Origin of the sequence: Paenibacillus sp. FSL H8-0259, assembly GCF_037963255.1 — a bacterium.
In the GTDB taxonomy this organism is placed as follows: domain Bacteria; phylum Bacillota; class Bacilli; order Paenibacillales; family Paenibacillaceae; genus Paenibacillus_AQ; species Paenibacillus_AQ phytohabitans.
This window is the reverse complement of record NZ_CP150147.1, coordinates 3650167-3675025: the sequence shown is the minus strand read 5'-3', so window position 1 is coordinate 3675025 and position 24859 is coordinate 3650167. Positions and strand designations below refer to the sequence as shown.

General features: G+C 49.6%; 22 protein-coding genes and 1 riboswitch. Of the genes, 9 read left to right on the top strand and 13 right to left on the bottom strand.

Features of this window, described 5'->3' with window-relative positions; translation table 11 throughout:
- Window positions 1-22: 22 nt before the first annotated feature.
- From NSU01_RS15535 to NSU01_RS15520, 4 genes are all read right to left on the bottom strand, one after another.
- The gene (locus NSU01_RS15535) at window positions 23-322 is read right to left on the bottom strand and encodes a heme biosynthesis protein HemY (protein ID WP_042136836.1); all 300 of its coding nucleotides are present in this window, start codon (window positions 320-322) and stop codon (window positions 23-25) included.
- A 174-nt stretch (window positions 323-496) separates the two neighbouring features.
- A complete protein-coding gene (locus tag NSU01_RS15530) occupies window positions 497-1456 on the bottom strand; it encodes an ABC transporter substrate-binding protein (RefSeq protein WP_039303485.1) in 960 nt (319 codons plus the stop codon).
- 150 nt (window positions 1457-1606) lie between these two features.
- Window positions 1607-2983 carry a DHA2 family efflux MFS transporter permease subunit gene (locus tag NSU01_RS15525; protein WP_076244815.1) on the bottom strand — a complete coding sequence of 459 codons (1377 nt, stop codon included), beginning with the start codon at window positions 2981-2983 and terminating at the stop codon, window positions 1607-1609.
- Window positions 2984-3192: 209 nt separating this feature from the next.
- Complete coding sequence (locus tag NSU01_RS15520; protein WP_042136833.1) at window positions 3193-3891, bottom strand: Crp/Fnr family transcriptional regulator; 699 nt, start codon at window positions 3889-3891, stop codon at window positions 3193-3195.
- A gap of 135 nt (window positions 3892-4026) precedes the next feature.
- Between NSU01_RS15520 and NSU01_RS15515 the strand changes: the two genes are divergently transcribed.
- Genes NSU01_RS15515 through NSU01_RS15505 form a run of 3 tightly spaced genes read left to right on the top strand, consistent with a single transcriptional unit; the run spans window position 4027 to window position 5498 of the window.
- Entirely contained in the window at window positions 4027-4365 is a 339-nt protein-coding gene (locus NSU01_RS15515) for a cupin domain-containing protein (RefSeq protein ID WP_042136832.1), read from the top strand.
- Window positions 4366-4381: 16 nt separating this feature from the next.
- On the top strand, window positions 4382-4765 hold the full coding sequence (locus NSU01_RS15510) for a cupin domain-containing protein (protein ID WP_042136830.1): 384 nt from the start codon (window positions 4382-4384) through the stop codon (window positions 4763-4765).
- Complete coding sequence (locus NSU01_RS15505) at window positions 4740-5498, top strand: class I SAM-dependent methyltransferase (protein WP_042136828.1); 759 nt, start codon at window positions 4740-4742, stop codon at window positions 5496-5498. Before NSU01_RS15510 ends, NSU01_RS15505 begins: the two co-directional genes overlap by 26 nt.
- 276 nt (window positions 5499-5774) lie before the next feature.
- On the opposite strand, the gene NSU01_RS15500 is transcribed toward NSU01_RS15505, so the two are convergent.
- The 7 genes from NSU01_RS15500 to NSU01_RS15470 form a co-directional block, all read right to left on the bottom strand.
- On the bottom strand, window positions 5775-7232 hold the full coding sequence (locus NSU01_RS15500) for a 6-phospho-beta-glucosidase (protein WP_076244812.1): 1458 nt from the start codon (window positions 7230-7232) through the stop codon (window positions 5775-5777).
- Window positions 7233-7268: 36 nt separating this feature from the next.
- The gene (locus NSU01_RS15495) at window positions 7269-9167 is read right to left on the bottom strand and encodes a beta-glucoside-specific PTS transporter subunit IIABC (protein ID WP_076244810.1); all 1899 of its coding nucleotides are present in this window, start codon (window positions 9165-9167) and stop codon (window positions 7269-7271) included.
- Window positions 9168-9269: 102 nt separating this feature from the next.
- Window positions 9270-10106 (bottom strand): PRD domain-containing protein, encoded by an 837-nt coding sequence (locus tag NSU01_RS15490; RefSeq protein WP_076244808.1) that lies wholly within the window; start codon window positions 10104-10106, stop codon window positions 9270-9272.
- A 331-nt stretch (window positions 10107-10437) separates the two neighbouring features.
- A complete protein-coding gene (locus tag NSU01_RS15485; RefSeq protein ID WP_076244989.1) occupies window positions 10438-11403 on the bottom strand; it encodes a DMT family transporter in 966 nt (321 codons plus the stop codon).
- 86 nt (window positions 11404-11489) lie between these two features.
- Window positions 11490-11599: riboswitch (purine riboswitch) on the bottom strand.
- A 70-nt stretch (window positions 11600-11669) separates the two neighbouring features.
- Complete coding sequence (locus NSU01_RS15480) at window positions 11670-13781, bottom strand: M56 family metallopeptidase (protein WP_076244806.1); 2112 nt, start codon at window positions 13779-13781, stop codon at window positions 11670-11672.
- Between the two features lie 2 nt (window positions 13782-13783).
- Window positions 13784-14146 carry a BlaI/MecI/CopY family transcriptional regulator gene (locus NSU01_RS15475; protein ID WP_076244803.1) on the bottom strand — a complete coding sequence of 121 codons (363 nt, stop codon included), beginning with the start codon at window positions 14144-14146 and terminating at the stop codon, window positions 13784-13786.
- Window positions 14147-14263: 117 nt separating this feature from the next.
- Window positions 14264-15748, bottom strand: coding sequence for a hypothetical protein (locus tag NSU01_RS15470; RefSeq protein ID WP_076244800.1), 1485 nt, complete (start codon window positions 15746-15748; stop codon window positions 14264-14266).
- 186 nt (window positions 15749-15934) lie between these two features.
- Between NSU01_RS15470 and NSU01_RS15465 the strand changes: the two genes are divergently transcribed.
- Genes NSU01_RS15465 through NSU01_RS15455 form a run of 3 tightly spaced genes read left to right on the top strand, consistent with a single transcriptional unit; the run spans window position 15935 to window position 19556 of the window.
- Entirely contained in the window at window positions 15935-16684 is a 750-nt protein-coding gene (locus NSU01_RS15465; RefSeq protein WP_336100800.1) for a hypothetical protein, read from the top strand.
- A gap of 16 nt (window positions 16685-16700) precedes the next feature.
- The gene (locus NSU01_RS15460; RefSeq protein ID WP_076244798.1) at window positions 16701-18389 is read left to right on the top strand and encodes a VWA domain-containing protein; all 1689 of its coding nucleotides are present in this window, start codon (window positions 16701-16703) and stop codon (window positions 18387-18389) included.
- Between the two features lie 27 nt (window positions 18390-18416).
- Window positions 18417-19556: a toxic anion resistance protein gene (locus tag NSU01_RS15455; RefSeq protein ID WP_042136815.1), complete on the top strand. Its 1140-nt coding sequence runs from the start codon at window positions 18417-18419 to the stop codon at window positions 19554-19556.
- A gap of 362 nt (window positions 19557-19918) precedes the next feature.
- Here the strand turns inward: NSU01_RS15455 and NSU01_RS15450 are convergent, their stop codons facing one another.
- A complete protein-coding gene (locus NSU01_RS15450; protein ID WP_083705572.1) occupies window positions 19919-20845 on the bottom strand; it encodes an AraC family transcriptional regulator in 927 nt (308 codons plus the stop codon).
- A gap of 159 nt (window positions 20846-21004) precedes the next feature.
- Between NSU01_RS15450 and NSU01_RS15445 the strand changes: the two genes are divergently transcribed.
- From NSU01_RS15445 to NSU01_RS15435, 3 genes are all read left to right on the top strand, one after another.
- Window positions 21005-22117 (top strand): serine hydrolase, encoded by a 1113-nt coding sequence (locus NSU01_RS15445; protein ID WP_083705571.1) that lies wholly within the window; start codon window positions 21005-21007, stop codon window positions 22115-22117.
- Between the two features lie 319 nt (window positions 22118-22436).
- Window positions 22437-23102: a L,D-transpeptidase family protein gene (locus NSU01_RS15440; protein WP_256703902.1), complete on the top strand. Its 666-nt coding sequence runs from the start codon at window positions 22437-22439 to the stop codon at window positions 23100-23102.
- Between the two features lie 111 nt (window positions 23103-23213).
- Window positions 23214-24059: an ornithine carbamoyltransferase gene (locus NSU01_RS15435; RefSeq protein WP_042136811.1), complete on the top strand. Its 846-nt coding sequence runs from the start codon at window positions 23214-23216 to the stop codon at window positions 24057-24059.
- 58 nt (window positions 24060-24117) lie between these two features.
- Here NSU01_RS15435 and NSU01_RS15430 read toward each other — a convergent pair whose 3' ends face one another.
- Window positions 24118-24570 carry a hypothetical protein gene (locus NSU01_RS15430; RefSeq protein WP_144026100.1) on the bottom strand — a complete coding sequence of 151 codons (453 nt, stop codon included), beginning with the start codon at window positions 24568-24570 and terminating at the stop codon, window positions 24118-24120.
- Window positions 24571-24859: the final 289 nt, after the last annotated feature.

The window sequence follows — 24859 nt, the reverse complement described above, 5'->3', positions numbered from 1 at the left end:
GTTCTATATCAGGTTCAGCTGCTTATTTCTCAAGAAATCCTGTAGAGGGATTCGTAATGAAGAAGCCTTCTTGGGGAACATAGAAATACTGAATCCAGACACCGTCCAGCAGCGGTTGACGTGTATCCAGCACAATCTCGATACCTTTATCCGTGGCAACCACTTCATCATGCTCGGTCGGTGTATCAAGAGCAACATCATAGTGCCCGTGATTGCCGTGATCCTGAGTAATAATGACGCGGATCTTCTTGCCTTCCGCTTCAGGAGTGTTCAGCATATCCTTCAGAACCTTTGCAGCATTGCGGTTAACTTTAACTTTCATCCTCTAGCGACCTCTATTCTTTGTAATTTACAATAAGAAATCCATTATAACATAATATAAGGTGCTATATATAATTCAGCAATAAATTGCACCCGCTTTTGGTGCAGCAAAAAGAGAGCCGGCCTGGGCTCTCTCCTGTTTTCTTCCATTTGCATAAACTGGCTGGAATTAATCTTACTTCCCTGTGTACAGTTTGGTCTTCATCAGGGCTTCAAGGAAGGAGAACTTGCTGAATGCAGTTCCGCCTTGTGCCAGCGGATCAACCAGATTGACAAATACATTGCCGCCCTTCACAGCTTTCAGGCTCTTCCAGATGGCGTTCTTCTGCAGCTCTTCCAGTGCCTTAGGATTGTCTTTGTTCTCATCCGCCGAGAACTGTACAAAGATGTAATCCGGGTTGATTGCGGCAAAGGATTCCAGGGAAATATTCTGCTGGGCTTTGACCTGCTGTACTTCCTTCGGCACAGTTGCGCCCAGATCGGCATACAGGGAGCGGTTAAAGAATACATCCTGCGGATAGAGGAACAGGCTGCCTGAGCGGATGCGCAGAGCAATGACCTTCTTGTCCTTGAGCTTCGGCGCAAGCTTCACTTTGGCTTCCTTCAGTTCCTTCTGGTATTTCAGAATCGCAGTGGTCGCTTCCTTCTGTTTGCCCGTAAGTGCTGCGAGCAGCTTGAGGTTGTCCATCCAATCGGTCGCGATATGCGATACTGGAATCGTAGTCGCGATCTTCGCCAGCTTCTCATTGGTCTCCGCCGGGAACTTCGTGCTGCTGAGGATAATATCCGGTTTGAGCTTCAGGATCGCTTCCAGGTCAGGTTCTGCCTTTTCCCCGATCGCTGTTACGCCGCTTGTTATTTTGGAAAAGATTGAAGGGAACTCACCGCCGACAGTCAATGCTCCCTTGGGTTTGAAATTGAGTACCAGTGCGTCTTCCAGCGCCTCTACTGCACCGGTAATGACAATATTATTGGTTTTGGCCGGAACGGTGTATACCTTGCCTTTATAGGTAATCTTTTGCGTTGCCTGTGCGGCTTCCGCAACGCCCACAGGTGCGACATTTACACCTGCGGCAGAAACGATACCCAGCGCCATAACACCAGCAAGTACCAAACCTGTTATTCTCTTAATCATAGCCTGCTACCACTCTCCATCATTTATTAATAATGATAATCATTATCACCATTACTAATATAATAGATTCATCTCCCCATTTTGAACATGGATTATTGTCGTTAAAACCATGGACGATCTGCGTAAAGTGAATATCCCCTTAACTATTCTTTACGAATGAGTCAGCCCCTTCAGATTAAACGATAAACCTAATCCGGCTATGGCTACTACGGTCAGGCACCAAAAAGCGGCATGGAATCCCTGCATCATATTCACCGGGAATGTGAAAGAACTGTAATTCATCGTAATCGTCATTATGGCTATCAGCAGAACCCCTCCCATAGAGCTGGCTAACGAGCGGATCGAAATCGTCATTGGAGAGGCATGTGCAATCATCTGAGGAGGTACACTTGCCATCGCATAGGCGGTAACAGGGGTCATAATAAACCCGATTCCCACCATTAGAAGTACATAGAGCACAGCGAGTATAAGTATGGATGAATCCTGGGATAACATAAGCGAGATTAGCAAAGATACCCCGGCAATGAGGGTAAACCCGCCGCGAAGCACTATCTTCACTCCATAGCGGTCATATATTTTTCCAGAGATTACACTGGTACACCCCAGCAGCAGCGCACCCGGCAGCAGCATCAGACCTGACTCACTTGGCGTCAGCCCCCGGACATTCTGCACATATAACGGAATCAGCAGCTCAGCACCCACCATTACAATGAACATCAGCACTCCAATGATTGAGGCAAGGCTAAAGCTCCTGCTCTTGAACAGCCTGAAATCCAGCAATGGAACGGTAAGCTTCAGCTGACGCCTGATAAATAGAATTATGAACAATATCCCGCTTAGGATAACGGCCCCTGCCCATACCCGCGGGGCACTTTGATCCCCTGCCAGATTAACACCATATAACAGACCGGCAAATCCGGTTGTTGATAATAGAATAGATATGTAGTCCAGCTTCTCCCGGTGTCTCTCCCCCACATTCTGCAGACTGAACGCAGCGAGCAGCAGATTGGCTATCACTACAGGCAGCAATGCATAGAAGAGAATCCGCCAGGAGTGATCCTGAACGACTAATCCTGACAGGGTCGGACCCAGCGCCGGAGCCAGGCCCATTACCAGTCCGATTAACCCCATAGCCGAGCCTATCTTCCCCTTCGGGAACACCCTTAGAATCGTTGTCTGGAACAGAGGCATCAGCAGTCCTGCGCCCAAACCCTGAATAATACGCCCGCCCAGAATAAGGATAAAGTCCGGGGATATTCCCGCGATCAGTGTGCCTGCTGCAAAGACACTTGCCGAAGTGAAGAATAAACCTCTTGTCGTGAATCTTCCGATTAAAAATCCGGCAACAGGCACCGTTATGCCTGCAGTCAGATAGTATACTGTAATCAGCCACTGGGCCCTGCCTTCATTAATCCCCAAATCCAGCATCATTCTGGGCAATGCCGTATTCAGCATCGTCTGCATCAGCTGCCCGAGGAAATTCGCGATGACCAGCGAAGATATAATTAATCCGGGTCTGCTTTTCATTCCGTCTCCACCTGTCTCTCTTGTTATAAAATATATTAAAGATATATTAAGTCCTTAATAAAAGCGGACTACGCCCTCCACTTTAACTTCTACAGATTGTTCTGGTTAATTGGACCGGAAGTAAACACCTTAAATCAAAGACTTAATGTATCTACAATATATCCAAAAGTACAGATTGTCAATCTGTACTTACAGGAGTCCGCATGCTTTTACCACTGATTCTTCCACCACTGCTTCTCATAATCTGCCTTCAGCAATTCAAACTGGTTCCGTGTAAACCGGATCAGTCCATCCTGTGCCATCCGCTGCAACTCTCTGGATAAGGCACTCCGGTCCACAGTCAGGTAATCCGCCAGATCATTCCGGCTGAATGGAATTTCAAAGACGGGCGAATTATTTTTTTGGGCCTGCAGGCTGAAGTAGTGGATAATCCGTTCCCGCAGTGATTTGTGTGAGACCAGGTCAAGCTTCTGATACATCGACCGGTTATTCTCAAGCAGCAAGGTCAGCATATTCTCAATAATCCGGCTTCTCAAATGGCAGGTCGCCTGGCCCGGACGTACAATTTTGTTAATCTTGATGAACAGCACCCGGCACGCCGAGCCTGCAACCGCTTCGTAGCCGCTGGGCTCCTGCTCCAGACGAAGGGCGGTCTCCCCGATAATCTCCCCGCTCTCAAGCTCCGAGAATATGAAGCGCATGCCCGAACTATTCTCTTTGCACAGCAATACATTTCCCTGGAGAATAATACCCGCCGAAACCAGATATTCCTCCTGTTTGAAGATGACATCCTTCTTGGCGAAATCCTTGATGGTACCCTGAAGACAGCCCAGTGCCTGCTGCACCTCACTGATCATAAATCCTTTAAATAAGACCGTGCTTTGGATTTTGTTCATATATTGCTGCACATTTATCCGCCTCCTGTTGCCATGGCAACAGAGTCATTGTACAAACTCTGCTACAATTTAATAAATGAGAACGATTCTCACCTCATCTCATTATACCAAATGTTAAGAATCATTCAATATATACAGGAGGACGGCATGAGCGGAATGACTGCAGGCACAGTATTTTATTTCAATGACATGATTAGCATCCGGCCCTATCAGATATCGAGCAGAACACTGAATATCACAGAAGGTTCGGGCCAAGCCGCTGAAGCACCTGAATGGGTACTATACGGCATGGATAAGGATGAGACCATCAGCTCGGAGACCTCGCCCAGATCCAAGCTCATTCACGTACTGGAGGGAGAGCTTCACATGCTCATAGGAGAGCAGCCCTGTCCATTAACCGCCGGGGCAGCGGTAATCGTCCAAGCCGGTACCTGGCATGAATTCGCTGCGCAGAGCAGCTGCAAATTTCTGCAAATCAGCATATAACCTGGAGGTAGATCATATGGAGCAAGAACACTATATTAAAAGATTGCCGCAAGCTGAAGTTATGGATTTACGGAAGATCATTACGGTGGAGGAGCAGCAGGTATCGAGCCTGACCCTGGTACAGCGCTCCAGTCTCGCCATGACACTGATCTCCCTGGATAAAGGCTCATCGATTGGCGGCCACTCCTCCCCGGGCGATGCCATGGTGAATATTCTGTCGGGCGAGGCTCAGATCACCATTGCGGATAAACCCTACACGGTGCTGGCAGGAGAAACGATCATTTTGCCGGCTAATATTCCCCATGCGCTGTATGCTACCGAAGCCTTCCAAATGCTGCTGATTGTGGTCAAACCGGAGAAGAAGGAGCTGAGACATGTTGAAAAAGGAAGTAGGGCATAATTTCCTGGCCAAACTGGGTAAAAAGCGGCTGCGTCCCGGCGGTGTCGCTGCTACGAACTGGTTGATCCGGCATGCGAAGCTGACTAAAGACAGCCGTGTGCTGGAAGTGGCCTGCAACATGTGTACCACCTCTATCCAGCTTGCGCGGGAGTATAAGTGCCAGATTACCGGGATTGATATGGACCCCAGGGCACTTGAGAAGGCTGAGAAGAATATTAGAGATGCCAATCTGGAGGGGTACATTCAGGTCAGACAGGCCAATGCGATGAAGCTGCCTTTTGAGGATAACAGCTTCGACGTCGTCATTAACGAAGCGATGCTGACCATGCTGAATCAGGCGGCGAAGCAGAAGGCTGTAGCTGAATATTTCCGTGTGCTGAAGCCGGGCGGGGTTCTGCTTACGCATGACATCACTTTTGCGAAGAATAACATGGCCGGGGAGCTGGCGGAGCTGCGCCGGACAATTCATATTAATGTAGAGCCGCTGCCTGTGGCAGAGTGGGAAGGACTGTTCAACTCCACCGGATTCAAGAAGATCGAACATTCTACAGGCACCATGTCGCTGATGAGTGTTAAAGGCATGATTCGTGATGAAGGCGTCCCCGGTACACTGCGTATTTTCAAGAATGCACTCAAAAAAGAAAACCGCGCCCAGTTCAAGAAGATGTATACCTTCTTCAATACAACCGGCAAGGACCTGAATTATATCGCCGTGTGCAGCAGCAAGGACTGATGAAAAATCCCGTGCCGCCTGGACTAAAGAGCTCATACACAACAAAAAGGAGCTGTCCCAAAAGCCATGAACTGGCTGCTTGGGAGTCCGAACTGAATCACCGGAATAGCTGAAGGCAGCCCGATCAGGGCGATAATGATCGTTTTCATCAAGAATGGGCCGAGTCCGAATCTTCATCTTGTGCAAGCATGCTCGTTACAAAATCAAATAGCAGCCAAGCAGTGCAGAAGCACTTGTTTGGCTGCTATGCTTATGAACTCATTGCTGATAGCCTGATTAATCCAGCTGTGTTCCGCTGCTGGCGATTACATTCTTGTACCAGTAAAAGCTGTCTTTGCGGGATCTGGCCAGTGTGCCGTTCCCTTCATTGTCCTTGTCGACGTAGATGAATCCGTAGCGCTTCTTCATTTCGCCTGTTCCTGCACTGACCAGATCAATGCAGCCCCACGGAGTGTAGCCGATCAATTCTACCCCGTCCTCCAGCGCTTCACCCATGGTCTTGACATGTTCCCGCAAATAATCGATCCGGTAACCGTCTTGGATTGAACCGTCCGCTTCAACGGTATCTACAGCGCCAAGTCCATTCTCCACTACCATCATAGGAATACCATACCGGTTGTAAATATGGTTCAGGGACCATCTGAGCCCTTGAGGGTCAATCTGCCATTCCCATGCGCTCGCCTGCAGATATGGATTCTTCAGCCCCATCGACAGATTGCCGCCGATAGCCTCCTGATCCGGCGCTGCGCTCACGCAGGTGGATGAATAGTAGCTGAAGGTGTAGAAATCTACACAGCCTTCCCGCAGCGTCTGCTCGTCATCCTCCTCCTGCTGAAGCTTAATATTCTTCTCCTTGAAATATCTTGTGGCGAAGCCCGGATATGCACCTCTGACCTGTACATCCGAGCAGAGGAAATTGCTCAGATTATCCTTTTGCTGCGCCAGCAGAACGTCTTCCGGATTACAGGTCAGCGGGTAAGAACACATGTAGGCAATCATGCAGCCGATCTGGAACTTCTCATTGATCTCATGCCCCAGCTTCACGGCTTTGGCGCTCGCGAGGAACTGGTGATGCAGCGCCTGATAACGCAGTTGCTCATTGTCGCCGATTGCCGAAGTGCCGAGCTCTGCATTGCCCTGCGGCATGATCGCTCCTGCCATGAATGTTCCGAACGGCATCGTCAGAATATTGATTTCGTTGAAGGTCAGCCAGTATTTCACACTGTCCCTGTATCTGTTGAAGATCACTTCACAATAACGGACATAGAAGTCAATCGTTCTGCGGTCGGCCCACCCGTTATAGGCTTCAGCCAGGTGGAAAGGGGCTTCATAATGGGAGATCGTTACCAGCGGTTCGATCTGATGCTTTTTGAGTTCGGCAAAGACCTGATCGTAGAATTGAAGACCCTCCTCATTCGGCTGCGCATCATCCCCATTCGGGAAAATCCGTGACCAGGCGATGGACAAGCGGAATACTTTGAAGCCCATTTCGGCAAACAAAGCGATATCCTCCTTGTAGCGGTGATAGAAATCCACTGCCTCATGGCTCGGATAATTAGAACCGGCTTCCAATACCGGGGTGATTCTTCTGGATACTGTATGCGTTCCGGCGGTAATCACATCGGCAGTGCTTAATCCCTTGCCTCCAGCATCGAATCCGCCCTCCAGCTGATTGGCAGCGGTTGCGCCGCCCCACAGGAAATCCTCCGGAAAACTTTTGTACATTGTGCTCATTATAGTTCCTCCTCGTTTGGGGTTTCATTGAACAGATCAGATCATGACAGTCAGCAGATTCTCCCTGTAATCAATGCTCTTCAGGTCCGTCTCAATCACATCGAGATACTCGGCGGAATTCGAAATAATGACCGGCGTGGTCAGGGTATAGCCGGCCTCTCTGATCGCCGCTACATCAAACTCCATCAGCAGCTGGCCTTTTTTGACCAGATCTCCTTGCTTGGCCTTTGGGGTGAAGTATTTGCCCTTTAATTTGACGGTATCCTTGCCCACATGAATCAGAATATCGACCCCGTTATCACTGGTGATCCCTATGGCATGCCCGGATGCAAACAATGTGGTCAGTACCCCGTCTACCGGTGAGTATACTTTGCCTTCCAGCGGCTCAATCGCGATGCCCTTACCCATGGCTCCTGTAGAGAAAGCTTCGTCTGTCAGCTCGGACAGCGCTCGGACCTGGCCCTTCAGCGGACTTCCCACAGTCTCCTGCTTCACCAGCGTATTGCGCGGGGTGCCTGTGCTCTTGCTCTCTGCAGCCTCTTCATCCTTAAATCCGGAGAAGAATACCAGAATAAAACCTAGAATGAAGCTGATTACAATCGCCGCAATTGCCCCGTAGAAGCCTTTATCCATACCGTCCGGACTGATATAGCTTGGGATGCCGAAGATGCCCAGACCGCCGAGAATATAGCCCTTGGTGCCCATCAGACCGACAATACCGCCCCCGACTGCCGCAGCGACACAGCTTAAGACAAACGGCTTCTTGCGCGGCAGCGTAATCCCGTATATAGCAGGTTCAGTGACACCGAAGATGCCTGAGATGATTGCCGGAATAGACAATGACTTGAGCTTGACGTTCTTAGTCCGCAGCAGAATGGCCAGCACGGCACCGGTCTGGGCAAAGGAAGCCCCGAAGGAAGCTGCCAGAATCGGATCGGATTTCAGCACAGCCATGTTGTTGAGCGCAATCGGAACCAGACCCCAGTGCAGGCCGAAGATGACGAATACCTGCCAGAACGCGCCAACCAGCAAGCCTTCAATAACCGGACTGAGATTGTAGAGGAACAAGGTTCCCTCTCCCAGCAGTTGTCCTGCCCACGTGGAGATTGGACCAATCGCAATCAGTGCCAGCGGAACGGTGACGAGCAGGGTGAAGAACGGAACCAGGAAGGTGCGCACCACACTCGGAATCACTTTCTTGAAGAAGCTTTCCAGCTTAGAGCCTACAAAGGTTGAGATGATGATCGGAATAACGCTGGAGGTATACGACATCAGGATTACCGGGATTCCCAGGAACGTAATGTACACCGGGGATTCAAACAGCGTTCCGCTAAACAGCGTATAGAGCGGCTCGCCGGTTGCCATGGTGCTGCTAAATGTCGGATACACCAATGTAGCACCAATAGCCATTCCGATAAAGATGTTGGCGCCAAACTTCTTCGCCGACGTATACCCGAGGAAAATCGGGAAGAAATAGAACAGGCAGTCCCCAAGCGCATTAAGAATCTGGTAGGTACCCGAAGTATTCGTAATCAGTCCCAGCGTCACAAACAGGGCAGTGAACCCCTTAATCATTCCTGTTGCGCACAGCACACCAAGCGTCGGAGAGAATACCCCGGAGATCATATCGATAAACCTGTTGAACAGGCTTGTTTTACCGGCCGTGGCTGCCTCTGACCCGTCTTCCTGGAATCCGCCAGCAGCCATAACCTGGGCATAGACCTCAGATACATGATTGCCGATGACAACCTGATATTGGCCGCCGCTCTGGATGACTGTAACGATTCCATCCATATTTTTCAGCACATCTGTGTTCGCCAGTGTGTCGTTCTTAAGTTTGAAGCGCAGACGGGTCACACAGTGGGTTAATCCGTTAACATTTTCTTTGCCGCCGACATTCCTGATAATTTCATTCGCGAGTGCATCATATTTCATCCTAAACCCTCCCATTCCCGATTAAAAAACAAAAAACGAAACCACACGGCAATATTCTGCCGATTTGGTTTCGCCTGCATGACCAGTAACAATCCAAAGGTTTTATTCAGTTTGTCTTTGTGTTACCCGCTGAATGTGAATCGTCAAGTACAGTCTTTCCTCATCCAGAAGCCGGGTGTCCAGGTACTGCTCAATTTTGAGTACACAGCTATGCGCCTTTTTGTATTTGGTCCGTACCTGCTTAAGCAGAAAATCATCAACCGACTCCACCGCTTCCTTCTTGCGTGACCGCTGAAAAAAATACCGCAGATGCGTAATGAACCGTTCATAGCTGACCGAACTCTCATCAATCTCGTTGTTATAGGAATACTTAACAATATTGAGAATGTCATCGATCTGTTGCGTCTGTCTGGTGACATCAGCAATTCTATGACCGGAGCTGTTTATTTGCGCATTGATCAGATGCAGGGCAATATTGCCGGCTTCATCCTCCGGCAGGCGGATGCGGGTATAACCCTCAATGATCTGCAAGGCTTGAAGTGCGATACCATATTCCTTGGGATAACAGCGCTGTATCTCCCAGATGAGCGGATTGGTATTGCGGATCCCCTGGTCCCAGAGCCTAAGTGCATGGGTCAAATGATCCGTTAATGTAACATAGATATAATCGCTTAGGCGCACCTTCAGGGAATGCTTGGCATATTCGATAATATCGTAGCTTAAAGCTACATATTCGGCGGGCGCATCTGCCATTAATGCTTTGAATTTCTCCGAAGCATCATTCTGCTTCAGTACAAACGTCTTCTCAATCAGGGATATATCCACCGGATCGCCGGCGTTCTTCTTGAATCCGATGCCGCGTCCCATGACCACCAGCTCATCTTTGCCTGAATCCTTGGCAATAATGGCATTATTATTGAAAATTTTTTCGATAATCAACCCTCTGCCCTCCTTTATCCCGAATTTCATTCATCAATACAGGATGTAGACGGATTAATCAAGGATTCCCGCGGCGTCCCGCAGGCCTTAACATAAAGAAAGGCAAAACCCAAAACACGTGACCATGTTTTGGGTTTTGCCTTTTCAGTAACAATCCCAAATTCAGAATAGCACTCTATTTCACTTTTGGCAACAAAAATGTTTGCGCTTTCAATGAACGATTGTTCCGCCCGGATGATTGGAACATTCTTCGTATGTAAATAAGCAGAGGATTGATTTCCGGGTAATACGGAAATTAATCCTCTGCTTCATGTTACGGTTGAATAAGAACTTAAACGGATGATGAAGTGACAGACCGGGAATTTCTCCAGCGCAGCTTATACAGCTCCGGCAGTACGACTCCGATCAGCACCAGAACCACTCCGGTCCACTGCAGGCCGCTCACATGCTCATGCAGTACGAACGAGGACAGCAGCACGGCAACCGGCAGTTCAGCAGCACCCAGAATACCAGCCATGCCTCCGCCAATATGCGGAACACCGATGGCGAACAGGACTGGCGGGATAAAGGCGCCGAACAATCCAAGCAGGAAGCCGAACAGCAGCAGCTGACTCCACAGCAAACCGTTAAACAGGAAGTATGGCGGGAACAGGATGAACAGCAGCAGCAGGCCGCCGGTAACCATCCAGGCGCTACGGTAAGCCGGATGCGCAGCCGGAACGGCTTTGCCGCTGAAGATAATGAACATGGAATAGCTTACTGCAGATAACAGCCCGAGCATAAGCCCGAGTGCGTTAAACTCGGCAGCTCCCTGATTCAGAATTCCGGCTGCCAGCAGCGTTCCCCCGAACAGCAGGATCAAGGTTAGCACAGTGATCTTATCGGGGCGCTGACGTTTGCTTACAGCCTGGATCAGCACGCTGATCCAGGTGAACTGGAACAGGAGAATAATGGCGAGCGACGCCGGAATATACCGGAGGGACTGGTAGTACAGCAGACCGGTAACCACTGTTGGCGCGCCGGCGAGCATTAGCAGCAATCTGTGTTTCCAGGCCAGCTTCATGGCCGGAGCCTTGCTGACAGCAGCCGTGGCCGCAGTATTGGTACGGCTGCGCTGTTTGCGGTTCTCTCTAACCTTGGTATATAAGGCCAGCAGCCAGGCGAGAATGCAGCCGGTCAGCAGCTGGGTACCAACAACTTCGCCCAGCTTATAGCCTTCTCCGTATGCTAATACGACGATTGTGGATAAAATGCCGTAGCTCATAGCACCTATGAGCACGGAGATTAAGTATTTCATATCTTTCATTTCAATTATGCCTCCTGAATCTCTGTTGTGTCGGCCGCAACACGCAAATAATCCTAACTCCGGGATAGGGACCTGTGTAACAAAGTCCTTATCATCGTAGTTAGGAAGAGTAGGCTTCCTGTAGAAACCCTCGCCCTGATGTACCTGATGGCTGCGAGGTTATACGAGAACAATATGTAATTATCGGGTTGACGACTGTTCATATGTTACACGTCAAGTGAGCTGGCGTCAACCCTTAATTCTTAAAATTTGTGGTGTTACGGAACATAAACCTCTGTGACGGTATTAACCGTGTTATTGCTTACCGTAATCATAGATGGAGGGGCGAAGCCGGTAAACTGCTCATAATACGCAATAAACTCCGCTTTGCTGACGCTTTGGAGCGATCCGGGATTCACACGGTCTATCAGCTTATACTCCGTTTCCGCCGTGACAGTGTAGAGATCGTTAATCTTATATTTGTTGAGGATATAGAATCCTCCCGGCAGATCCTCCTCCGTGATACCCAGGGCGGCAAAACGTTCAGAATCTTCAAGCGTCAGCCACTCCACCTGATCCAAATTCAATGTGTCGCTGTCCATGGCAAGACCTGTAACGTAACCAAGGAAGCTGCTCACAGGTGCAATTGCAAAATCTGCGGCAGTTGCCTCATAATCTACTACAAGATTGTCTCTGGATACCGGCTGGCCCAGTTCAGTTCTGATATATTGAACCGCCACCTGAAGCGGGTCAAGCCATGCCTGTTCCGTCCCCGCATCAGCTCCCGCCTGCAGGCCGGCATAGTATGCAGCCAGAGTCTCTTCCGTCTCCGGTGTTTCGTAATACTCATTGCCGCGCGTATCCATCCAGCGTTCGACGGTCCAGATACCTTGCTCTCCCTGCTTCACAGGCTGGGATAATAACAGCTGGCTGGTCTCACCAGCGGTCAAAATAAATTTGACCAGGATATGATTGCCGCTGAATGTTTCATGCGGAAGTATGCCTTTCCCTTCGAAGAACTTGCGGAGAGCTGTTTCCTGACCGGCCGGCCGGGACATGTCGTTCTCCCCGCTCCTGATCTCCCCCAGATACTCCGGTATAGAATCCTGATAGGAGAATACAAGTATCGGCTTGCCCATACTCCCGTCTTCGGTAAGCATTCCGTCTTCTATATTTATATTTCCCAGCTGCATTAATTTGTCTGCATCATCCGGCTTCAGCCTGTATTCCAAAGCCCAAAGCTGCACAGGCGTATCCAGCAGGTGATCGAATTCACCGATGCGCTCAAATGTAGTGATGGTGCTATTCTCAAAAGTTAGATCCGGCACCGCTCTTTGATAGGAGGCAATATTCGCCTTAATGTATTGTTCTGCGTAATCCCTTTCAGTGAATTCTGCCTGCTGTCTGGGGTTGCCAAGCAGTCCCACGCTAATGCCGGCGGTTCCGGCAATACAGAGCAGGACTACCCAGAATGCGGGTTTGCGGTAATGTAAAATATTGCGGATCCGTCCTTTCGTACCACTCTCTCCAAAAGCAAGCGGCGAGCCGTAGGTAAAACGTCTCCCGGTTGACAAAGCTAACAGCGAAAGCGAATAATCCTGCTTGATTCCGCTGCCCAGCTGCCGGATTACACTCTCATCGCAGGATTTCTCCATATCCTCGCTCATCAGGAAGAATGCGAGCCAGACCAGCGGATTGAACCAGTGGATACAGAGTACTGCATAGGCTAGAGGCTTGATGATATGGTCAAATCTGCGGATATGCACCTGCTCATGCTTGATGATATAAGCCCGCTCCTGATCCTGCAGACCCGGGGGAAGATAAATCCGCGGTCTCAGCATACCTGAGACAAACGGGGTTGAGATCCGCCTGGTTTCATAGATGTTCCCGGATATGAGCCGAGCGTTCTCCAGCCTGCGTCTCAGGCGGATTGTGGCAGTCAGGCTGTGTACAAGCATAATGCCAATCCCGGTAAGCCAAATATACAGCGCAGTCTGGGCCCACGGATTACCGGAAGCCGGGCTGTCTGCAGATTGAGCTGTAGCAGTCACTGACTGTGATACAGCATTCACTGGCTGCAGGCTTGCAGCACCTTGGCTCTCCTCCGGTATCTGCAGGACTTGAGCGGACCGGGAATCCGGCAGGACTGCCCCTGCAGCAGCTTGTGAAGCCGTCAATTTCACTGAAATCTGTTGCGCCTCCGCCGGTATTAGACTGATGGCACTCTCGAAAGAGAACGGGCAGATCAGCCGAAACAAGACTATGGACCATAATGCATAGGAATAGATCTTGGGAACCCTGCGGAGCAGCAGCCGCATAAGGATTACAATTACAATACAGTAGCTGCCTGTAATAGTCATCTTCATCAGGTGTTCCAACAGCTGATCCACGGCTATTCCTCCTTATGCTCCTTGATTAGCTTCACAAAGGCATCTACTTCGCTGTCACTAAGCTTCCGGCTCCTGGTGAACGCCGCCAGAAACCTGGGCAAGGAACCCTCGAAGGTCTCCTCCACGAACTGCTTGCTCTGTTCTGCGTAGAAATCCTCTTTATTCAGAATTGCCGTAACTATGCCATTCCGGTTCTCACATATGCCTTTGCTCTCCAAACGCTTCAACATCGTATACGTTGTTGATTTCTTCCAGTTCAGTTCAGCCTCGCACAGCTTCACGAGTTCGCCTGAAGGAACCGGCTCATGGCTCCAGATCAGTTCTGCAAATTTGGACTCCATTTCGGTTAATGCATTTCTGCTCAAGTTATTACGCCCTTTCGGTCTACAAGTTGTAGACTCAACTGAGTTCAGTTTATAACTTGTAGACCGGAATGTCCAGAACTGAAACCCAGCCCGTTCAACGTGCCAGCAGCACTCATCTTATTGGGCTGCTGCAGTCCCCAGCTTCACTTCACCTGTGACTTTATTCCATTGCAGGCCTATACCCAGAATCCCGCAGATATCCTCCAGCGGGAATATTGTGCTATCGGGCAAGCTGCCTATTTTAAACTCACGGCCTGATTTCTTGCCATTGATATACAATTCGAGCGGATCGCTGACCTTAACCTGAATCGTCGAATTCCCGTAAACAATGGACCAGACAGTGAAATGATAATTGCCGAGCTTCGGATCCGGATTGGATATCCCCCTGCTGACCTGTACACCAAGCGCCTTGAATACACTGGTCAACGGAACATACAGTTTGCCGTCAATCACTGCTGCGGTTCCATAGAAATATAACGGCTTCCCGTTCACGGCGAAAGTTAGCGGATGCTGGACCGGTGCAAGGACATAACCCTCTTCATCCCTGGTTGTCGTACCGCTGCCAGTCGCAAGTCCCGAGTCAAAACCGTCCCCCCAACCGAGAAAAGCACCCTCTTTGCTCTGGGCAAATCCGAAGTTCCCGCTGCTTCCCCATATATTAGTGATGCCGTCTCCGTCTTTTACCTGAAACGGTTTAACCTGCGCTCCTGAGTTGTAATTCCATTGCCAGACTGTCCCATTCTTCTTCAGTACATAGAGCCGGTAGAATCCCGCCTGCAGCTGATAGACGCCGTTAAGATTGGCAACGGGTAACGTCGCTTGAAGCCCCTTGTTCCAGCGCAGGATCTGGCCGTCGCTTCGGAGCAGGAACACCTCACCTTGCGATGCTGCCATACTTGTTATAGAAGATGAAGCCAGCGTACCTACACTGACCGGATCACTCCCAAGGCGCATCCGTTTCAGGACACTGTTATAGATGCTTATCTGCTTCACACTGCCAGCCCCGGTAAGAAACAACGCATCGTTACCATTAATCACAGCGGATTTAATTCCTGAAACGCCTTCAAGCGCTTGATACCGGATCTGAACCAGCCTGCTGTCAGCCTGATCATAGGACGGATACCATAGCATTGCGGTCCCGTCTTTTTTCACAGCAATTCCCTTGGAGCCGTCCGTAGTCAGGAATGAAACGTCCTGAAGACCTTCGAGCTTAACCGGACCTTCCCTTCTTTGATCGGGCAGAATGGGGTCATTCGGAATGAAGCTGCTGTAGGCTTGACCCCAGCCCCATACCTCACCGCCCCCGCTGAGCGCGAAGGATGTATTCCCGCCTGCCGCCACCTGCACGATACCGCTTAGACCCTCCACTCTTCTGGGAACGTACTGATTAATGCTGGTACCGTCGCCGACCTGGCCTTGTTTGTTGTATCCCCAGCCGGTCACTGTCCCGTCGCTCCAGGCCGCAATTCCATGCGCAGAACCGCCGGATGCACTTACCACTTTTAACGCAGGCGCCGCAGCTGCTTCCTTGCCGGAAGGCAGGAATACGGACACCACCAGTATACATACTATGAGCTGAATTACTGTTTTACGTAAAAGCAAAGTCTTTTCCCCCTTGCACTCTTCTTTTCCCCATAATTATCCTATCCACTAGACTAGTATACTTCCAATTATTAGTACAGCACAGCGGGGAAATGTAAAATCCCAACATGCTAAACGTTACATGCACAGTATTTCTCTCCATTTACGAATCAAAAGGCGCAGTAGCTAAATATACTCTTGGAGGGGGTGTTAATCCTGAATAGTTCCGGACCTGTGAAGCTGCTGGGCGTAATTGCCGGAGTCGTCATTCTGAACATTGCTATCTTATCGCCAGGACTGCTGGGAATAGCTATCGGCGGGTCCAGTGCTCTTGAAACTGCAACAGGGGTAACCCTGCTCGTTGTCAGCCTGCTGATTGTGCTTTACGGGAGTTATACCCTGCTCTTCAAACGGGCAATTGTTCCCGCTGTCCCTCCTCTCGATTCACGGGAAGACTATATAGCTGAACTTTACCGCTACCGTAATGTGAGGGTACTGAAAGAGGATGTCGCCCTGGCCCTGGATCAGCTGGAGCGGATGGATAAAAAAAAGCTGACGCTGCTGAATGTTCTTGCCGGGCGTTTCGGGCGGGAGGAGCTCAGTTTCCGGAAGTTCCATACAGTGATTCAAGAAGTGGAGAAGCTCCTGTATCTGAATATCCGCAGTATTCTGAACAAACTAAGCGTATTCGATGCCGCCGAATTCTCGCAATTTACGGGTACAATTAACTCCGGCAGATTCACAAGTACATTCATCCAGAAGAAAAACGCCTTGTTCAACGAATATTTCACCCATGTCAAAGGCTGTCTGGCAGCAAACGAAGAGATTCTGCTGAAGCTGGACCAGCTGCTGCTGGAGATCTCCCGGCTCGGAAGTGCTGATTATGACGCCGCTCTGGAAATGCCCTGCATGCAGGAGCTGACCGCCCTGATCGGGCAGACGAAACTCTATCAGTAACGAAAGGAAGATGATTATGGCCGGGAAAGGCAAAACATTCATCGTACTTGGCCTCATCGCCGTGTCCGTCTTTGCGCTTGTCTACTTCGGAATCAGCCTGACCGCGAACTTGGGCAAATCCAAGACAGAGATCTCTGCAGAAGATGCGGATAAAAGGCTGAACAGGATCTATAAAGATATTAACGTGAGCAGTACCGCACCTGTAAAAGGGCAAATTGATCTTGATCCGGCAGCAGTCGGCGATTCATTGCCCGATATCTCCAAATTCCCGCTTTCTGTGAACAGCACAACGGACAGCTATGCCGAAATTTTCTCCTCGACCGAGAAATCCGGCACCGGCAACGACGGCTGGCTGAATGAAGTGGCCAATGACTTCAACTCTGCGGGTATCCTCGTGGACGGCAAGCCCGTCTCGGTCAGCATTCGTAATATTGCATCAGGCACAGCCGCAGATTATATCCGGTCCGGCAAATATGTGCCAGACGCCTACACTTCGTCCAATGAGCTATGGGGTGAAATGGTCAAGGCAAGCGGCATCTCAGCGGAACTTGTATCTGAGCGGCTGGCCGGCAATGTGGCCGGGGTGGTCATGAGCAAGCAGAAATATGATCAGCTGGTCGGCAAATACGGCTCGATTAATGTGAAGACGATCACCGATGCCATTGCAGCGAATGAGCTCGCGATGGGCTACACTGATCCTTTTGCCAGCTCCACGGGATTGAATTTCCTCGTGACTGCACTGGGCACGTTCGACAGTACGGATCTGCTTGGGGACAAGGCGGTTCAAGGCTTTGAGAAGTTCCAGGCGAATGTGCCTTTCATTGCCTCCACTACCCTGCAGATGCGGGACGCAGCGAAGTCGGGCATGCTGGATGCTTTTGTGCTGGAATATCAGACGTATGTCAATGCGGCAGATCTGACAAGCGGTTATGTGTTTACCCCCTTCGGGGTACGGCATGACAGTCCACTCTATGCACTGGGTGATTTGCCAAAAGAGAAGCTGGAGATCATCCGCAAGTTCGCCGAATTTGCCGTGCAGGACAAATACCAGACAGCAGCCTCAGACAGAGGCTTTAACGGTCTGAATGATTACAAGTCCGAGCTGGCTCCGGTGGACGGCTCCCTCCTCTCCTCAGCCCAGAAGCTATGGAAGGAGAAAAAAGACGGCAGCAAACAGATTGCCGCAGTATTTGTTGCTGATGTATCGGGCAGCATGGCCGGGGAACCGCTGAACCGGCTCAAGGAATCGCTGCTGAAGGGCCAGAAGTTTCTGGGCAAGGACAACAGCATCGGGTTTGTCTCCTACTCCAGTGATGTAACGATTAATCTGCCGATCGGCAAATACGACACCAATCATCAGTCCATGTTCGTTGGGGCGATCAATAGCCTGCAGGCTGCCGGCGGGACGGCTACTTTTGACGGAATGGTCGTGGCCATGAAGATGCTGAAGGAGGAGCTCGCGCTGCATCCGGAGATGAAACCGCTGATCTTCGTGCTTAGCGACGGGGAGACGAACGAAGGACATTCATTGGATGAGATCAGAGGATTGATTGAGAGCTACAAAATCCCCGTATATACAATTGGATATAACGCCAACATCAAGGCGCTGGAGAGCATTTCAAGCATCAATGAGGCGGCTAATATCAATGCAGATACTGAAGATGTGGTCTACAAAATCGGCAATCTGCTCAATGTGCAAATGTAAGTCCCATAATCCCGAAGGAGGGTTCCCATGTCATTCTCAATGGAAATTCCCAGCCCTGAGAAGCTGAAAGAGGCCGTCGAAGAGCAGGTGCAGACGGAGCCGGAGGAAGTTACGCAGCTGAAGGAACAGGCGGTCAATAATGTATCCAATATTCTTGCCCTGGATTTCGATTCACTGGAGAAACGCAAATCAGTGCTGCAGTCGATTGACAGCTTCGGGATGGGCACCATGCGCTCCTCTTCGGAGAAGAATTCGCTCCTGCAGGTATCTGTAGGTAATCTCTCCAAGACCGGTGATGAAGGCGGCCAGGTCGCCAAGGGATTAACAGAGCTGCATCTCCAGCTGAAGGATCTGGACCCGAGTGCAGTTGATTTCGCCAAAAGCGGCTTCCTGGGCAAGTTCTTCCATCCCTTGCGTAATTACTTCGCCAAATACCAGAAGGCGGATAGTGTCATCTCCGATATCATTCTGTCTCTGGATAAAGGCAAAAGCGTGCTGAAAAATGACAATATCACCTTAGAGATTGAGCAACAGACTCTGCGGGAGCTGACTAAACGGCTGAAAAAGGAAATTCAGCTCGGCATCCTGATGGATCAGGAGATCGAGACGCAGATTGAGGCGGCTAAGCAGCGCAGTGAAGACGAGGATAAAATCCGGTTCATCACCGAAGAAGTCCTATTCCCGTTACGTCAGAGGGTAATGGATCTGCAGCAGATGCTGGTGGTCAATCAGCAGGGGATCATGGCCATTGAAGTCGTAATACGCAACAACAAAGAGCTGATCCGCGGTGTGGACAGAGCACGGAACGTCACGGTATCTGCGCTCAAAATTTCGGTTACGGTCGCAAGTGCCTTATACAATCAGAGGATCGTACTCAAAAAGATCGAGCTGCTGAACCAGACCACCAACAACCTGATCAGCGGCACCTCCAAAATGTTGAAAGACCAGGGCGCGGCCATTCACAAGCAATCGCTCGAAACCAGTATTTCCGCTGACACCTTGAAGCAGGCGTTCACAGATGTCCTGTCTGCGCTTGATTCTATCAGCACCTATAAGCAGGAAGCCCTCCCCAAGATGCGGGAGACGATCAACCAGTTCCGGGAACTGGCGGATAGCGGCGAACAGCAGATCCGGCGGCTGGAAAAAGGCAGTACGCTGGGGTTATAGCACTACTGTTGTCAGCTTAAAATAAAGGATTGGACTGAGCTCCGAAATCAAAACAGCGACAGTCAAGGACGCTATTTCCTGTCCTTAGCTGTCGCTGTTTTGATAGATAACGTTTAGCGAACTATATAATAATTGTAATCCTGTAAGCATTCCCCCCCAAGATTGGACATGTCTGTACCCCAAAAGTGCAAACTGTTGCATTCACCGCAAGAATTGGAAATCGCGCACGAAATACCAGGAATCTGAGTAACTAAACGGTACCGTCGCTCTTCAGCGCTAGACTATAATCACCTCCTGCCCGAAACAGCTGGAGTATAGGCAGGCGTTACCGCCACAACGGAATACCGTCAGTACGTGATACCTCAGAAGCCGGCTTCATTTAGTTTAACAGGGATGCCAAATTCCATTTCCCACTGTCCTGCCGTATGGTCAAGCGAGTTGGGGAAGAAAATTTCCAGGGCTGGTCTCGTGACGTCCCATACATACGGGCTTAGAGGAAGCCACTCGGTGGAGACTAAGTGGAGCAGATCTCTCACCGTATCCGGTCTGTCTTTCAACTGCACAAGGGCGTACTTGCCTCCGGGAATCGTCCGGACACCCAGATCGCCAGTCGGTGTCATCCGGTGCTCCGTTGTAATACAAGCATCGTACCTGTGTCTGCCATCCGGCGTGATGTAAGGGTCGTCTAAGATGAGTCCGACAGTTAAGCTGTCTTTATTCAAGGCTTCTCTCGCGACCAACCATGAGGCTACATGCTCAAAGAGCCCTGTAATATCCGAATTAATCCTTCCTTCATTGATAGTCCCCCTATATCGGGCATAGATCGTATTCATCGGAGCAAGGCTCCGAATCTCGATCGGAAGCTCTGCCAGCTTGCCGGACAGTTCGGTGGACTTCTCTAAGGTGACTTTAGCCCTAAACCGTTCTGCGATCGTCCGCAGACGAAATCTGTCCCGGTATTCAGAAGCGCTCAGACCGGTATGCTTGCGGAATACTCTGCAAAAGTGGGCCTGAGTTTGCAGACCGCAATCCAAGGCGATATCAGTTATACTTCTACCTGGATGAAACAATAACAGCTTAATTGCCTTCTCAATGCGGATCCGCTGGATAAACCCGTGCACATTCTCATCCATCACCGTTTTAAACACCCGATGAAAGTGATAGGGTGAGTAGGCACTCACGTCCGATACTTCTTCAAGGGTTAATGGCTCCGTAAGATGCTCTTCCATGTAGTTGACGACATGGTTGATCCGGTACCGGTATTCCAATTCCAAGGCTTTTGCTGCCACAATCCGTTTCCCTCCTTTCCTTTTTCCTATTCATAGATTCAGTCTTTTTTTATTATAGCAAGAATTGTTAATTCGTTAGCAAGAAATTGGAAGACGATACACGCCCATTACACTACCATAAGGGAGTTCGAATTATAAATTTAAGGGGTGTGTTACTCTATGAACAAATTATTCAGCTTTGCTAAGCTGGCCATGGTGGCTGGGGCATTTTGTCTGATCCTTGCCACTTCCGCTTGCTCTTCCGAAAAGTCCTCAACCTCCGTGCCATCCCTCAACAGCTCCAAGGTGATTAGCTTGCCTAATGGGGAGTGGCAGATCGGCACTCCAGAGCAGGTTGAGATGGATTCCAAGGAAATCGAGGCAGTGATGCAACTTGCCAAGAAATCGGCGGTTCTTTCCATGCTGGTTGTTAGAGACGGCACAATCGTCTCCGAGTATTATAAGGATGGCATGCCGGATTCTATGCTGGCTGTAAACTCCATCACTAAGAGCGTGACTTCGCTCTTAATCGGGATAGCTATCGATAAAGGCTATCTGAAAGGAATTAATGAGCCGATCGAGGCATTTTTTCCCGAATATAAAGATTCGTTCGATTCATCAGCTAAGAAATCCATTACCATGGAGCATCTGCTCAGTATGACAAGTGGCTTGCATTTCCCGGAATGGACTGAGTGGAACTATATGCTCAAACCTATGACAGAGACCAAGGATTGGAACCAATTTATACTTAGCCAATCAATGGATGACGCCCCAGGTATTATTTGGAATTATAATACGGGCGGTTCCCAATTGCTGGCGGCGATTATCAGAAAAACGACTGGAAAATCCGAACTCGATTTTGCCAAAGAGCATCTGTTAGGTCCTCTCGACATTAATAGCGTAGAGTGGCCTAGTTCACCGGATGATTCGAATTCAGGTGGTTTCGGACTGAAGATGAAGCCAAGGGATCTAGCGAAGATTGGCCAATTGGTGCTTAACCATGGCATATGGAATGGTAAACGCATTGTATCGGAGGCATGGATCCAGGATACGACCACTCCGCATTCGGAGGGAAATATTAATTTTGGTAATTATGGTTTACATTGGTGGATAAATCAGTACAGCGGACATAAGGCCATTTTCGGTATGGGTTATGCCGGCCAATATTTGACACTCGTACCCGACCTTGATCTAGTAATTGTCGTAAACTCGGCTTTCTCCAAGAATCCCCAGGATACCCTCCTCCCCATTCAGTTTATCGGGCGCTTGGTCAAAGCCGTGAGAACAGATTGAGGAAATCCTAAGAATCGCCCTACAACTTTCATTCGTTTGAAAATGTGATTATTAACTTATGGAGCACCGGGATGGAACAGCCAACCAAGAGACAAATAATCAAGAATGTTATCTAATGTCATTTTTTCTATTGATAGTCAATATTGTAATGTGTCATTTGTACAGACTGCTCTTCGATTACATATTATTCTATAAAACATTCCATTATCCAGCCGATTCCCCTCAGTCCTCCAGAGGTAAATAAGAAGACAAAGGGGGCTGAGCTATGCGTTGCCATAATATGAAACCGCGGATTTCCGTACAACCAGCCATCTGATTATTGTCTCTCTTCTTCCTGTTCTTAAGCTGCGCCACCTGGTCTCCCCGGTCCTCTGCAGCCGGCTTCGCCGCTTCCTGGCCCTACAAGGCAGATGTTATACATAGCCAGCAGATGGTTGTTGTCGAAGCGAAGTCCATCCATTCCCAGACCGGCCAGCTGTCGCTTCAGCAGAACATCGGCGGGCAATGGCAATCCGTCCTCTCAGGAATACCCGTCACCTTGGGCAGCAAGGGCATCGGCAAAATCAAGGAAGGTGACGGGCGGACCCCCTCCGGTATCTACCGCCTCGGCTCAGGTTTCGGATCAGCAATGAATCCCGGCGGACTTCGTATCTTCTATACAAGAACGTCTAATCAGGATTACTGGGTCGATGATCCGTTATCCAGCCAGTACAATCAATGGGTGAATTATGCCGGCAATCCGGATCAGCGCTGGCGGTCTTATGAGCGGCTCCAGCAGCCCCTATATAAATACGCTATCATTCTGAAATACAACGATGATCCGGTTATGTCCGGCAAAGGCAGCGCTATCTTCCTGCATATCTGGAGAGCCGCTGGCAAGCCTACTGCCGGCTGCATTGCCATGTCGGAGTCTAATCTCCTTCAGCTGATGAGGCTGCTTGACCCTGAACTTTCTCCGGCCAGTGCTATTGGCATATCCGGCTGATACAAATCCGGCAACTTTTTTAACAAATATTGGTTTGTATATCCTTCCGCACTAATGTATATTTATACAGTTACTGTAATGAATATACCTGTGCCAAGGAGGGATACCACGATGCATTTTCTGGATATAAGCCAGCTCACCGCTGAGCAGATCCTTGAAATATTTGAATTAACCGATCAGCTTCGTTACAGAAGCCCGGAGCCTTTACTTGAAGGAAAAACGATGATTCTCTTCTTCCCCGATACCAGTCTGCGGACCCGGATCAGCTTCGAGAAAGGCATCAGGGACCTCGGCGGAGCCTATATTACATTTCCGCCGGAAGCCCTGGACAAGAAAGAATCTCCCGGCGATATGATCCGCTATCTGGAGAACTGGGGTGACGGGATTATCGCCAGATATCCCGAGTTGTCCAAGCTGGAAGAGCTGTCGGCGCACGCCTCGATTCCAGTCATTAATGCCATGACAGCGCACAATCACCCCTGTGAGATTCTGGCTGACCTGTACGCCCTGCGCTCCATCAGAGATAACTACCGGGAACTGACCTACACCTTCGTAGGTCCGGCAGGCAATATATCCAGAAGCTGGATGGAAGCCGCCAAGGCTCTTGACCTCTCTTTCAATCATGTATGCACGGCAGGCAAAGAGATGGGGACAGAGAACCCTAATTATGCGTTTCACACCAGTCTGGACAGCATTCTGCCGGAGAGCGACGTTATTCTTACCGATTCTTTGCCAGTGACATGCCTGACCCAGGAGTATCTTGGCGCCTATCAAATTACCCTTGAGCGGATGAAGTCTGCCAAACCGGATGCCATCTTAAATCCTTGCCCCCCATTCTTCCGCAATGAGGAAGTAAGTGAAGATGCGATTGCTTCGCCTTATTTTGCCGGGTTCGGATTCAAGAAAAGCCTGATCTATCTACAGCAGGCCATCCTTATCTATTGTTTATCCCACTAACTGCAGAGCAGTCTTCAGGTAGCTTTCAATTTGAGGTGTGAAGCGGTCATCCGAGGCATCAAGCATAGACAGCAGCTTCTGGATTATTTGCAGAATAACGGCTATCCCCGGGCCCCTCCAGCAGCACATTCTCATATGCTTTTTTAAGTGCAGGGTCAACAGCTTCATCCTCATAATCATAAGCCGGAGTGTTGTCCGTCCCATAGAACGTTCTCGACACTGCGTATCCCAGCTCTGTTTGGACAACGCTGACCCGGTTGGACTTCGGATAGTTCTGGACAAAATCCTCCATAATTACCGCCTTGGCTATAATCTCATCCCACGTAATGACGATACCGGCATCGTAGGTTGCCGGGCGGTTGCTCTCTGTGGCCATGAGATCCATATAAGCTGCAATATCTTTTGCAATATACGGTTTAAACGCTTTGAAGCCCTCATAATGCATAATAGGATAATACATCCCCTCACTGGTCTCGATTTTATAACCCGTATCTCTCAATTCTATTAACAACTTCCGGATATTGGCCTCCTGAACCGAGCTCAACAATCCGCTGTATGTTAGCCCGCTCTTGGCTGCAGCTCTATCAATTACTTGCTTTATACACGGCCTCCTTCTGTGAGAATGCTGCCGCAGTGGCCTGAGGTGTAGAATTTCCTGTAACAATGCTGCTAAAGATCAGAACTAGGCCTAGTAAAGCTCCTTTACACCATACCGGCAAATTGAAATGTAATCTTCTCATCTGCTAACCTCCCGAAGAATAGATGTCTTTCTGATAGCTGAACTTAAGTTTAGCTATTCT

What these genes read in the sequence shown, in the direction of transcription:
- NSU01_RS15535 (WP_042136836.1), bottom strand. Translation starts at nt 322, where the DNA reads ATGAAAGTTAAAGTTAACCGCAATGCTGCAAAGGTTCTGAAGGATATG.
- NSU01_RS15530 (WP_039303485.1), bottom strand. Translation starts at nt 1,456, where the DNA reads ATGATTAAGAGAATAACAGGTTTGGTACTTGCTGGTGTTATGGCGCTG.
- NSU01_RS15525 (WP_076244815.1), bottom strand. Translation starts at nt 2,983, where the DNA reads ATGAAAAGCAGACCCGGATTAATTATATCTTCGCTGGTCATCGCGAAT.
- NSU01_RS15515 (WP_042136832.1), top strand. Translation starts at nt 4,027, where the DNA reads ATGAGCGGAATGACTGCAGGCACAGTATTTTATTTCAATGACATGATT.
- NSU01_RS15510 (WP_042136830.1), top strand. Translation starts at nt 4,382, where the DNA reads ATGGAGCAAGAACACTATATTAAAAGATTGCCGCAAGCTGAAGTTATG.
- NSU01_RS15505 (WP_042136828.1), top strand. Translation starts at nt 4,740, where the DNA reads ATGTTGAAAAAGGAAGTAGGGCATAATTTCCTGGCCAAACTGGGTAAA.
- NSU01_RS15500 (WP_076244812.1), bottom strand. Translation starts at nt 7,232, where the DNA reads ATGAGCACAATGTACAAAAGTTTTCCGGAGGATTTCCTGTGGGGCGGC.
- NSU01_RS15495 (WP_076244810.1), bottom strand. Translation starts at nt 9,167, where the DNA reads ATGAAATATGATGCACTCGCGAATGAAATTATCAGGAATGTCGGCGGC.
- NSU01_RS15485 (WP_076244989.1), bottom strand. Translation starts at nt 11,403, where the DNA reads ATGAAATACTTAATCTCCGTGCTCATAGGTGCTATGAGCTACGGCATT.
- NSU01_RS15460 (WP_076244798.1), top strand. Translation starts at nt 16,701, where the DNA reads ATGGCCGGGAAAGGCAAAACATTCATCGTACTTGGCCTCATCGCCGTG.
- NSU01_RS15455 (WP_042136815.1), top strand. Translation starts at nt 18,417, where the DNA reads ATGTCATTCTCAATGGAAATTCCCAGCCCTGAGAAGCTGAAAGAGGCC.
- NSU01_RS15445 (WP_083705571.1), top strand. Translation starts at nt 21,005, where the DNA reads ATGAACAAATTATTCAGCTTTGCTAAGCTGGCCATGGTGGCTGGGGCA.
- NSU01_RS15435 (WP_042136811.1), top strand. Translation starts at nt 23,214, where the DNA reads ATGCATTTTCTGGATATAAGCCAGCTCACCGCTGAGCAGATCCTTGAA.